Origin of the sequence: Maritalea porphyrae (genome assembly GCF_030159895.1) — a bacterium.
GTDB classification, from domain to species: Bacteria; Pseudomonadota; Alphaproteobacteria; order Rhizobiales; family Devosiaceae; genus Maritalea; species Maritalea porphyrae.
The window spans coordinates 82,769-94,705 of record NZ_BSNI01000001.1 but is presented as its reverse complement, the minus strand read 5'-3'; the positions used below and the strand labels follow the sequence as shown (position 1 = coordinate 94,705).

Here is an 11,937-nt window from a genome sequence, read left to right as displayed (position 1 = left end):
CCATGGATCATCATCATCACGAAGAGAAGCGCCGGGTTTGGATAACCGGCGCTAGCTCTGGTATTGGCTACGCCTTGGCAGAACGTATGGCAGGGCAGGGCGATAACGTCTCAATCTCTGCGCGTTCTGCAGACAAGTTGAACGAGCTCGCAAGCGCGAGCGGCAACATAGATGCATTTCCATTGGATGTATCTGTGCGAGAAGATGTTCACAAAACTATCGATGCGATTGAAGCGCAAGCTCCAATTGACGTCGCAATCCTTAATGCTGGCGCTTGGGCGCTGATGGATGCTGACCAGATGGACGTTGCAAAGATACGCACAGGTCTTGAAGTCAACTATATGGGTGTGATCTACGCGATTGAAAAGCTGATCCCATTGATGCGGGAACGTGGAGGCGGGCATATCGCCATCATGGCGTCAGTGGCGGGCTTTCGGGGTCTACCGCGTTCGATGGCTTATGGACCAACCAAAGCGGCACTGATCAACTTAGCTGAGACATTGAAACCTGAACTTGAGCAGTTCGGCATCCATGTGAGCGTGATCAACCCAGGATTTGTGGACACACCGGCGACACGGGACAATCCATTCCCGATGCCTGACCTGATTACGGCAGATGAAGCTGCGCGCTATATCGCGGAAGGGATCGACAAACAAAAGGTCGAGATCATCTTTCCTTGGCGCTTTGCATTGATCATGAAGCTGCTGCGCATACTACCTAATCGGCCATTTTATTGGGCCATGCGACGGATAATGGGGCGCTAAGCGCCCCTTTTTTGTGTCTGAAATTGGTTCTTTATTCGGCGGGGTCAATTTGCTTTTTCACAAATTCAATTGCGCGTTTCGGTGCTTTTGGCCGCGGCTTGAGCCTCACGCCTTTGATCAATAGTTTTAACGCTTCCCAATGAATGCCTGCCATAACTTTGGCGGTCATCCAGCCGGTGTTTAAGATGGCTTTGAGCAGCCCGCTATCTGTCAGTTCCTCACGTTTCCCCGCAAAGAACGCATTGAGCAATGGTCCTTCGTCGTCGCGCAAGGCAACGCCAATGGTCAGCTTTTCTGCGATCGGTGTTACGTGAAAGGTATAGTTGCCGCTTACATCATTGAAAGGCGAAACATAAAACTGCTTGTCACAGTTTTGCCAGATCATGCCATCTTCGCGCTGTTCGGCAGGGATCACATAGGTGTGGCGCTGGCCAAATGTGTTGTTGACCTCATAGATCATAAGGCGTGTTTCTTCGTTCGCATCCAGGCCGAAATAGACCGTGAGCGGGTTGAAGGCGTAGCCGAAGATGCGCGGATAGGTCAGCATTTTGAAGCGCGAAATCTCAATCTCAGGCGTGGCTTTCTGCGCCAAGCCGTTGAGATAGCTCATCAGATCTTTGCTGTCGCCAAAGTCCTTGTCGTAAAGACTAACCACATTGGGTTTGTTGTACGAAAAGAACTTGAGCTTCTTGCTAAGGGCTGAGATCTCGCTGCAGTCTATGAGAACATTGAACACCGAATAGCTGAGCCCGTGTTTCTTTGGGCGCAGCCTCTTATGCGTTACAGTGCCTTTGTAGATTGCGTTTTTTATGCTCATTCTGCGGCCACTTTTTCTTTAGGACCATGTACATGAATGCGGCCAGATTCGTTGATTGTATTCCACGGACGACGCACGCCGCCGAGCTGTTCAGCAACGGCTAAACCTGACTGAATCCCATCTTCGTGAAATCCATATCCGAAATAGGCGCCGCAGAACCAAGTTCTGTTCCGCCCTTGAAGTGACCAAAGCGATTTTTGCGCTTCGATCGAATTGGCATCGAACACCGGGTGCATATAGTCGAACTCGGCATAGGTTTCGAGTTCGTCAATTTCACCGGTTGGGTTTAAAGTGACAAACAAATCTTGTTTGGTTGTCAGCTCTTGAAGTTCGTTCATCCAATAGGTGACGCACAGTTTGTCGTCCGCCTGGCTGTTATCTTTCAGATAGTTCCAGCATGACCACAAACGCTTGCGTTTCGGCATCCAATCTTTGTCACTGTGTAGCACAGCCTTGTTTAGCTGGTATGGGAAATGGCGTAATAGGCCGCTTTCAAGTTCATCTGGCTCGTCTAAAAGCTGCAACGTGGTATCTGCGTGCGTAGCCATCACGACTTGATCGAATGCGCGTGAAACACCATCACCATCTACGATGTGTACAAAGTTATCGTGACGCACGACGGATCGAATTGGCGAGTTGAGTTTGGTCTCAAAATTGCCTGTTTCGATCAAGCGGTTCACATAAGTGCGGCCGCCGCCAATGACAGATCGCCAATCTGGCTTTTGTTTGATTTTCAGCAGCGCATGGTTGGCATAAAAGTCGATGAAGGTTTTTGCCGGGTAGGCCATCATTTCAGCAGCGTCTGTTGACCAAATTGCGGCGCCCATCGGAATTACGTGGTTGTTGATGAAGAATTGTGAAAACTCTTCTGCAGTCAGATAGTCGCCAAGCGAGATATTGTCGTTGTATGCGGTGATGCGCTCAGGTGCCGTTTCGAAAAATCGAACCATGTCGCCAAATTGGCGCCAATGATCGCGATTGATCACATTGCGACGTTGGCCAAAATAGCCATTGGCACCAGATCCAGAATATTCGTACCGCCCCTGATCCATTGAAAATGAAAAGCTCATATCGGTATGATGGGTTTTGACACCAAGGTGATCGAAAAGCGCTGTCAGATTCGGGTAATTTGGTTCATTGAATACAATGAAACCTGTATCAACAGCCGTGCTGCCATCAAAGGTTTCCACATCAACAGTGTTGGTGTGGCCACCCAAATAGGCGCCAGCTTCATAAACAGTAACATTGTGAGATTTTGATAGGAGCCAAGTCGCAGAAAGACCAGAAATACCAGAACCGATTACAGCAATGTTTTGTTTTTGCATTATATCACTCGCGCTAAGAAAAACCATTATAAGTCAAACGGTTCAAATTGGCAGATGGATCACAAAAAATATAATGTGAACCACTTTTTGTTCTGATGCGTTATCAAGGGCAACCAAGGGGAATTATTATGGTCCAATATCTTGTTGCTTATGTCGGTACGCTCGTTGTGTTTCTTGGCATTGATTTTGTCTGGCTTAGCTTTGTGGCGCGCAAATTCTATTTTGAGCGGTTAGGTCCGCTTTTGCTTGATCAACCCAATCTCGGCATAGCTGCCTTCTTCTATCTTTTCTATGTGATGGGTATTGTGCACCTAGCGATTATCCCAGCACTTAAAGACGGGAATGCAATGGTAGCTGTGGTGAATGCCGCCGTGTTTGGAGTGCTGGCCTATGCGACATATGACATTACCAACATGGCGACGCTTAAAGGCTGGTCATGGGAAGTCGCTGCAGTCGACATTGTTTGGGGCGGCGTGCTGTCTGCTGTGTCAGCTTATGCAGGCTATCAAATTACCAAAATGATCTTACAAGCATAAGTTCAAGAATTAGAGTTCTATCCTCCCTTGTGGCGGTTCCAGAAGGAACCGCCATTTTTTTGAAGTTCTTTCCAAGGAATGTCTCCTTACAATCGTCTTATAGTTGTTTGATACCCAATGGGTGCGCAATTGGACTTGAGTTTGGAACCGATATTGACGGGCGATTTTGGCGAAGAAGCGAATTTGGATGAGCTGGTGAAAGCTGCGGCAGCAGGCGACAGGGCCGCGTTCGCGCAGGTTGTTGATCAGCAATATGAGTTTGTTCTTAGGGTCGCCTATAAGTGGCTTGGCAACCAACAAGATGCTGAAGACGTTACACAAACGGTTGTAATTAAGCTGGCGCAAGCGATCGGTCAGTTTGATCGCCGTTCAAAGTTTTCGAGTTGGCTCTATCGGATAACATTAAACGCTGTACGTGATCACCAGCGTGTTGCGGGCAGGCAGGGGCGGAATGTGGCGGCACTCAGCTTGGTTGCGCCTACAACAACGCCATCGAGCCAAGAAGATGACCTGGCAATAAATGAAGTCTGGGCTGCGGTGCGCCAACTGCCAGACAAACAACGTGATGCAGTGCTGATGGTTTATGGCGAAGACATGAGCCACGCTGAATGCGCTAGCGTAATGGGGTGCAAGGAAAGCACGGTTTCTTGGCATGTCCATGAAGCCAAAAAGACACTGAAGGGGCTTTTGTAATCCGATGAGTGATCTAGATAAAGAATTGAAGCGCCTGAACGGAATTGAGCCAATGCGTGTCGACGAAACTGTCAAAGGTCGGGCAACCCGTCTGGCTATGGCAGCTTTTGAAGATACGCAAGGAAACAAAAAAAAATCCCAAGGAAACGGCTGGACGGAGTGTCTTACTTCCATCTTACAATCTTTAAAAGGGATTAGACTGATGGATATGCGTATTCCTGCCACTGCGGCAATAACCGCCTTTTTGATTGTGCCACTTGGTTGGCAGTTGATGAACAATTCGGCGCTGACTCCGCCGCAAATTGGAGAAACAATTTCGTTGCCGCGTGTACAGCTGCCGGTGAGCGAAAAGGAAGAAGCGGATGACTTGTCGGCAGACTTATACCCAAGTGTTGATGTGGAACTCGCTGAACCTGAAATAGCGATGGAAATGGTTGCCCCTGTGCCGAATGCGGGCGCGATGAGTAAGGTCGCCAACCGAAGCATGAGCGCACCGGCGCCGATGCAGGATCAGGTCGCAGGATATGCGCAAAATGGCGATCAGTTTGAACGATTTGACGATTCAAAGGTCAAATTGACAAGCGATGCACCGGTCTCGACATTTTCAATTGATGTGGACACTGCGTCTTACGCTTATGTTCGGCGCGCGATAGAGAGTGGTCGGTTGCCGCAAAAGGACGCGGTGCGTACTGAAGAGCTGATAAACTATTTTGATTATGCGTATCAAAACCCAGTTTCTGCCAATCAGCCGTTTGCTCCGCAAATATCTGTATATCCTGCACCCTGGAATGCTGAAAGACAATTGATGCATGTGGCGGTTAAAGGATATGCGCCCGACCAAGTTATGGCGCAACCTTCCAATCTTGTGTTCTTGATCGACACGTCAGGTTCGATGAATGATGCGGACAAACTGCCATTGTTGAAGCGGGCATTTAAGCTGTTGGTCGACCAAATGGACGAACAGGACACTGTTTCGATTGTGACCTATGCCGGGTCCGCTGGTGTTGTTCTGGAGCCAACAAAAGGATCAGAAAAGCGCAAGATTTTGGATGCGCTCGATAATTTGCAGCCGGGCGGTTCCACCGCGGGTGCTGCTGGCATTGAAACTTCATACCGCCTAGCCAATGAAGCGAAGAACAATGACGGTGTGAACCGCGTCATCTTGGCGACCGATGGTGACTTTAATGTGGGAATATCAGAGCCGGAAGCGCTCAAGGATTTCATCAAGCAAAAGCGGGATAAGGGTATTTCGCTTTCGGTGCTTGGGTTTGGAGAAGGCAACTACAATGATGCGCTTATGCAGGCCTTGGCGCAAAATGGCGACGGCAATGCCAGCTATATTGATAGCTTCGCCGAAGCGCGCAAAGTACTCGTGAATGAAGTTGGTGCAACTTTGCACACCATTGCGCGGGATGTGAAAATTCAGGTGGAGTTCAATCCTGCGCAAATCTCCGCATATCGATTGATTGGTTACGAAACACGCGCGCTGAACCGCGAAGACTTCAACAATGACAAGGTTGATGCTGGTGACGTTGGGGCGGGGCACACCGTGACCGCGATTTATGAGCTAACGCCGGTAGGCGTTAAACCTGTGGTCGACCCTTTGCGCTATGGCCAAAGCGAAACTGTAGCTAGTGAATTGAAGTCCGACGAAATTGCATTCTTTAAGATGCGTTATAAGTTGCCGGGCTCAGATAAGAGTGCGTTAATTGAAATGCCGATCGCCACAAATATGGTGAGTGCCGCATTTGAATCGGTTGCGCCAGAAGTGCAATTTGGTACAGCAGTCGCCGCCTTTGGACAGAAGCTGCGAAATAGCGATGAACTTGGCGATTTTGGTTTTGAGCAAATCAGCATGATTGCGAAGCAGGCTCGCGGTGCCGACAAGTTTGGTTACAGAGCCGAATTCATCAATCTGGTGGAAGCAGCCCGATCCTTAGCAACTGAGTAGAGGTTGCCGATATTCAAGAAGCATTGGCGGTGGGTTGTCCTGCCGCCTTTTGCCTATAGACTGTTGCTTCCACTTTAAGAGATTCATGCCATATGCCCGATCAACAGCACTTTTCACAAGAACAACTAGACGATTTGTTACGCGAGGGCTCGCCGCTAGAAGATGCGATTATTGATGCGCTGGAGTTTGAACTGGATGCGCTTGAGGAGTTAAGCGCAACAAATGTTCGGTTTATCAATTGCCGTTGGGTTGAAGCAGATTTTTCTGCTGCGCGATTTGTTGATTGCCAGTTTGCGGGTTGCAGTTTTTCCCGCGGGCAATTGGGTGATGTTACCTTTGTGCGATGCAACTTTTTTGATAGCGGGGAAGGGGATGGCACAGATTTTACTTATGCTGAAATGCGTGAAGCTGCGTTTGAAAACTGCAATTTGTCATCAAGCCGTTTTGTGGGCGCAGACATGTTCGATGTCTCAATAAAAGACAGTAAAGCAAACGGTGCCGACTTTGATCAGGCAACATTCACGCGCACTTACGGTCGCGCGCAACGTGTTACGCGTGCCACAATGACGTCGACGATCTTTGATGATGCAAATATGGCGGGTTTGGACCTTGAGAATTGCAATTTAGCAAAATCAAGCTTTGTACGCGCAGACCTTAGCTCAACCATATTTGTGGAGGCAGATATGAGTGAGTGTGATCTGGCAGGCGCGCAATTGCGTCGTTCCAATTTTGATCGAACAGATCTGCGCGGCGCGCAACTTGAAGGTATGTCTCTAGGTCTTTTGTCTGGGTATGATGGTATGAAGATCAGCGAGGATCAGCAATCGTCGATCCTCGCCCATCTGGGTATTCAAGTTTACCCATAAATATTCTCTAGTCGTCCATCTGGATTTGGGTTGCTTCCGGCGTGATGGTTGATGCGATCGGTACGATATCGCGACCATCCACAATCTTCTTGTCGCTGAGCAATATCCGATGAATGCCGGTCCCCGCCAAAGTCGCTGCAACGACAATATACATCATGAACATGCCATTAGCGCCAAACTGATCGAGCGTGATCGAACCGACGATAGGGCCAAGAACCATACCTGCTGCAAAAACGAGGACGAGCGTGCTTGAAGCGGCCACCAATTGCTGTGGTTTCAGGTGGTCATTCATGTGCGCCATACATATGGAGTATAAAGGCAGCGTGAAGCCGCCAAGCAACAAGAAGCCAGCAAATAGTGATGGGGTGTTGGTTTGAGCGCCTGGAACCAACAGCATGGCAAGGCATACAATAAGTGTAACAGTGGCCGACCCCGCGATGACCAAACGGCGATCTATTTTGTCTGATAGTGTGCCCAGTGGGAATTGCAGCAATAGCCCGCCCAGAGTTGAGACCGCTAAGAGATAGCCGGTTGCTGAAACAGACAAGCCGACGCTGCGCGCATAAAGAGCTGTGACAAATACAAGCCCGCCATTGGCGACGCCAGTTGCAAAGCCACCAATCATCGCCATAGGGGAGAAGTTGAACAGCTCAACAACAGTTACCCGTTGCGGCTCGTCATTTGATGGTTGGGTGGTTGCAGCAATCAATATCGGCACCAGGGCGAATGACAGCAAAACAGACACAAAAATGAACAGGCCAATTTCGCCTGGCCGAGACAGTCCAAGCATCATTTGACCGACCATATAGCCCGCCGTTTGCACGACGAAGTATGTAGAGAGCAGCGAGCCACGGTTTTTGTTGTCGGATAGCGAGTTAAGCCAGCTTTCTGCCACGATATAGATACCGGAAAAGCAAAATCCTGAAAGCACGCGCATTGCGCCCCAGCTGTAGGGATCGTATGTGATCAAGTGCACTAAGGCAGATGTGCTGGCGATGGATACGAGCGCTGCGAAAACCCGGACGTGGCCCGATTGCGCGATCAAGCGGGGCGTGATGAAGCAGGAAAAAATGAACCCAATAGGGTAGCCCGATTGCACAAACCCAATAATTGTTTCAGAGAAACCAATTTCTTGTGCCCGGATGGTCAATATGGTCGACAGCAAGCCATTGCTGACCATGAGCAAAACCATTCCCACAAACAATGGCCAAGCTGACCGTATTGCTATCCACATAAACGCCTCTAATTGCTTTCGAAAGTAGCGCGCTGAAACCGCGACCGTAACAGGCCAATTTGGCCTTACGCAACCGTAGCGTTTGCGCGTGCGTCCTTAACGCTCAAATCGTGACAGTTTAAAGGCAGATAGATCGATTTCCGAAGAATTGCTGATCAGTTGTTGTGCGACAGCCTCGCCAATAGCCGCCGAGTGTTTGAAGCCGTGACCTGAACATGCGGACACTACGAATGTGTTTTGATGTTCAGGGTGCCAATCAATTATGAAGTCGCTATCTGGCGTAACAGTATAAATGCAGGTCACAGATTTTGCAGTTCGCGCCGCGACACCGTTTAGCCGCCCAGCTAGGTGCAGGTCGAACATTTCAGTTTGTTCTGCTTCGTTGACCTGTCGGTCGATATCTTCTGGTCTGCACGGTTGTCCGTAGTTCGCATTTGCAACCTTAATTAAGGTTGGATCGGCGAGCGAGGGAAGACCGTAAAAACCATCTCCATCGCCATGGACCCAAATAAACACGGGGTGGTTCTTCCAATCCTTATGCGCGGTCGGCTCAATTGGATACCAATGCAGCACTTGTCGTGTTGTTGTTAGTAGGTCTTCATACGGTGGCCCTAAAAGCTCTTTCACCCAGGGACCGGCACACACGGCCAATTTGTCTGCCCGTACGGTCTCGTTGCCAAGTTCAATTGCGACGTGATCGACGTGATGTGTGATGGCGTGCACTTTTGTGTTGGAGAGCAATGTCGCGCCCAGCTCTTTTGCGCGGTCCAGTTGCACTTCTACGCATTCTTCGACTTTGAGATAACCCGCTCCGGGTTCAAAATAGGCTTTGTCGGCATCACCAATGTTAAAGGCGGGAAAGCGACGAAGGGCGTCGGCGCCGGTTAACACCTCATGCTCAATACCAAACTTGGTCGCAGCGGATATGGTTGTGTTCAGAAAATTGGCGCTGCCATGTACATCGCCTTTGCTGCCGCTACTCTCAATCATGAGGGCACCGGTTTCATGCAGGAGCTTTTCGCCGGTCTCATTAAAGAGTTCACGCCAGATTTCATGCGAACGCATTGCGAGGGGGGCATATTGGTGTCCTTCGCCAATTGCACATCTAGTCAGGCGTGTTTCGCCGTGGGTTGACCCAAAAGTATGCGGAGGCGAGTATTGATCGATACCCACAGCGTTGATACCGCGTTTTGCCAATTGATACAGCGTGGCGCTGCCCATAGCGCCTAAACCGACGACAGCAACGTCAAATCTATTTACCCGATCCATAGTTCACCAGATTGTCTTAGGGAAGGGCCAGCAGTCTGTGCTCAAATTGCCAGATCGTCAATCAGCTTGCTTGGTTTTGCGAACGTGGCGAGGGCTTCAATGTCGGTCAACGTGATCTTGTTGCCTTCAACTTTTACCCCATAGGGTTTGAGCGTGTTGAAAGCACGAGACAAGTTCTCAGGTGTCATGCCCAAGTTCGACGCCAAGATCTTCTTGTCGTATGGGAGCGTAACTTGATCGGATTGTTGTTTTTGGCGATACCGCAATAGTCGGTTTGCAAGTCGCTCAACCGAAGTGCGCAGTTTGAGGTTCTTGTGCTCTTTGATGACGCCGCGATAGCAATTGGCCAATTCCATAACCATCGCTTTTGAGAAGGCGGGGTCTTTGTCGAACACTTCGCGCACGCTGACAGCGGGGATCATGAGAACCCGTGATTTCTTGTTTGTGCGTGCGGACATCAAATAGACCGCGTCCCGCAAAATCGCAGCAAGAATGAATGAGCTTACGGGATACACCATTGCCATGGTGCTCTCACGGCCATTTGTAGAGGCGAAAAGCTCAACACAACCTTCAACAACGATATGTAAGAAGTCCGCTGGTTCGCCTTCTTCAATCAATTCCATCTGTGCTGGAAAAGTTTGAAGAAAAGAAGCGCGCATCAGTTCATCGAAATTTTCGTCGGAGATGCCCTCAAAGATGTTTAGCTCGCGAATCTGGGGCAGATCATCAGGCCGCATTTATGATTTCTCTCATAATTGACATTTATCAAGACATCGTTTGATCATTTTTGTGCGGGCCTTGCAACCCAGAAAACGCAACATAACAATTGTTTCTTGCGCGCACAAACAATGGATTCTTTGCGCTTGTTTTGTCCACAATTGCTGATGTTTTGATCTGGATCAAGCTAGTGCTCCCCCTTTTGTTTCTTCTTGGCTCCAACGAACCGTCTTTTGGGCAGTTCATTGAGAGCTATGTAGGTACGCATAAGGGGGCTTCCCATGGAGCTACAGAATAAGGCAACAAGCCTTTGGGGTAATTTCTTCAAGATTACCATGGTGCAAATTAGAACATTCCACATGGCGTGGTTCGCGTTCTTTTTGTGTTTCTTTGCTTGGTTTGGCATCGCGCCACTGATGGTGGTTGTCCGTGAAGAGTTAGGTCTAACCAAAGATCAAATCGGTTGGATCATCATCGCATCTGTTTCGGTGACTATCTTCGCCCGACTGTTGATCGGTTGGTTGTGTGACCGGATCGGTCCGCGGCTTACCTATACAGGGTTGTTGATGCTTGGTGCCTTCCCAGTGATGGGCATTGGTTTGGCGCAAGACTTTACTTCGTTCCTGATCTTCCGCTTGATGATTGGCGCTATTGGTGCCGCCTTCGTTATCACGCAATACCATACAACTGTGATGTTTGCGCCGAACGTAGTTGGTCAAGCGAATGCGACATCTGCCGGTTGGGGTAACCTTGGCGGCGGTGTCACACAGTTTGCTATGCCACTGATCTTCTCAATCTTTGTTGTTGGCTTGGGTTTCTCAGAGTCTGTTGGGTGGCGCTTGTCAATGATTGTTGTTGGTGTCGCCATCTTCTTGACAGGTATTGCCTACTTCTTCTGGACCAAAGATGCGCCGGACGGCAACTTCGCTGAGCTTCGCGCGCAAGGTAAGATGATGCAGAAGAAGCAAGTCACCGGCAACTATTTCGAAGCGCTGAAAGATTCACGCGTTTGGGTGTTGTTCGTGATCTACGGCGCATGTTTCGGCATTGAATTGACTGTGAACAACGTCGCAGCACTTTACTTCGCTGACTATTTTGAACTCAACCTTGTGACTGCTGGCCTTGTTGCCGCGTCATTTGGATTGATGAACATATTTGCCCGCACATTGGGTGGCATTTTTGGCGACAACTATGGCGCACTCTGGGGTCTTAAGGGTCGCGCGTTTTGGTTGTTCATCTGCTTGTTCTGTGAGGGCCTTGCTTTGATGCTCTTCTCACAGATGCATGTCTTGTTCTTGGCACTGCCAACACTGATCATCTTCTCATTGTTCACACAGATGGCAGAAGGCGCGACTTACTCTGTTGTTCCTTTCATCAACAAAAAGGCACTTGGTGCCGTTGCGGGTGTTGTGGGTGCTGGTGGTAACGCTGGTGCAGTGCTGGCTGGCTTCTTGTTCAAAGGGTCAATCGACTGGTCACAAGCATTCTTCATTATGGGCGTTGTGGTGACAATCGCATCATTCCTCGCATTCTTTGTACGCTTCTCAACACGTCAAGAAGATGAAGAACGCGCGAACTTTGCGGCTGCGAACATCGAAACAATTCGCGCAAAGGCTGAGAAAGCGAACGCTGAACTAGAAGAAGCGATTGAAGCATTAGCGAAAAAACGTGCGGCAGAAATGGTCGCAGAGCAATCACGCTAGTTTTTTGAAAAGTGCGGGTCGGCGCTCATGCCGACCTGCAACGAAACACTCTTTGGGGGGGT

Annotated in this window: 11 protein-coding genes; 6 read left to right on the top strand and 5 right to left on the bottom strand. The window is 49.4% G+C overall.

Annotated elements, in window-relative coordinates; all coding sequences use genetic code 11:
* Positions 1-2: 2 nt before the first annotated feature.
* Positions 3-764 (top strand): SDR family NAD(P)-dependent oxidoreductase, encoded by a 762-nt coding sequence (locus QQL65_RS00485; protein ID WP_284360923.1) that lies wholly within the window; start codon positions 3-5, stop codon positions 762-764.
* Between the two features lie 31 nt (positions 765-795).
* On the opposite strand, the gene QQL65_RS00480 is transcribed toward QQL65_RS00485, so the two are convergent.
* Together QQL65_RS00480 and QQL65_RS00475 are read right to left on the bottom strand one after the other, a co-directional pair.
* Complete coding sequence (locus QQL65_RS00480) at positions 796-1,581, bottom strand: DUF1365 domain-containing protein (RefSeq protein ID WP_284360921.1); 786 nt, start codon at positions 1,579-1,581, stop codon at positions 796-798.
* Positions 1,578-2,906 (bottom strand): NAD(P)/FAD-dependent oxidoreductase, encoded by a 1,329-nt coding sequence (locus QQL65_RS00475; RefSeq protein WP_284360919.1) that lies wholly within the window; start codon positions 2,904-2,906, stop codon positions 1,578-1,580. The genes QQL65_RS00480 and QQL65_RS00475 overlap by 4 nt, the downstream gene beginning before the upstream one ends.
* Before the next feature lie 128 nt (positions 2,907-3,034).
* Between QQL65_RS00475 and QQL65_RS00470 the strand changes: the two genes are divergently transcribed.
* The 4 genes from QQL65_RS00470 to QQL65_RS00455 all read left to right on the top strand — a co-directional run bounded on the left by QQL65_RS00470 (position 3,035) and on the right by QQL65_RS00455 (position 6,952).
* Positions 3,035-3,442 (top strand): DUF2177 family protein, encoded by a 408-nt coding sequence (locus tag QQL65_RS00470; RefSeq protein WP_284360918.1) that lies wholly within the window; start codon positions 3,035-3,037, stop codon positions 3,440-3,442.
* A gap of 117 nt (positions 3,443-3,559) precedes the next feature.
* Positions 3,560-4,135 (top strand): RNA polymerase sigma factor, encoded by a 576-nt coding sequence (locus tag QQL65_RS00465; RefSeq protein ID WP_284360915.1) that lies wholly within the window; start codon positions 3,560-3,562, stop codon positions 4,133-4,135.
* A gap of 4 nt (positions 4,136-4,139) precedes the next feature.
* Entirely contained in the window at positions 4,140-6,086 is a 1,947-nt protein-coding gene (locus QQL65_RS00460; protein ID WP_284360912.1) for a vWA domain-containing protein, read from the top strand.
* 92 nt (positions 6,087-6,178) lie between these two features.
* Positions 6,179-6,952 (top strand): pentapeptide repeat-containing protein, encoded by a 774-nt coding sequence (locus tag QQL65_RS00455; RefSeq protein ID WP_284360910.1) that lies wholly within the window; start codon positions 6,179-6,181, stop codon positions 6,950-6,952.
* Positions 6,953-6,959: 7 nt separating this feature from the next.
* On the opposite strand, the gene QQL65_RS00450 is transcribed toward QQL65_RS00455, so the two are convergent.
* The 3 genes from QQL65_RS00450 to QQL65_RS00440 all read right to left on the bottom strand — a co-directional run bounded on the left by QQL65_RS00450 (position 6,960) and on the right by QQL65_RS00440 (position 10,192).
* Positions 6,960-8,186, bottom strand: a complete 1,227-nt coding sequence (locus tag QQL65_RS00450; RefSeq protein WP_284360908.1) for an MFS transporter — start codon at positions 8,184-8,186, stop codon at positions 6,960-6,962.
* A gap of 96 nt (positions 8,187-8,282) precedes the next feature.
* A complete protein-coding gene (gene solA / locus QQL65_RS00445) occupies positions 8,283-9,455 on the bottom strand; it encodes an N-methyl-L-tryptophan oxidase (protein WP_284360906.1) in 1,173 nt (390 codons plus the stop codon).
* 41 nt (positions 9,456-9,496) lie between these two features.
* Positions 9,497-10,192, bottom strand: coding sequence for a cyclic nucleotide-binding domain-containing protein (locus QQL65_RS00440; RefSeq protein ID WP_284360905.1), 696 nt, complete (start codon positions 10,190-10,192; stop codon positions 9,497-9,499).
* 261 nt (positions 10,193-10,453) lie between these two features.
* Here QQL65_RS00440 and QQL65_RS00435 point away from each other — a divergent pair, with 261 nt between their 5' ends.
* Positions 10,454-11,875: an MFS transporter gene (locus QQL65_RS00435; RefSeq protein ID WP_284360904.1), complete on the top strand. Its 1,422-nt coding sequence runs from the start codon at positions 10,454-10,456 to the stop codon at positions 11,873-11,875.
* Positions 11,876-11,937: the final 62 nt, after the last annotated feature.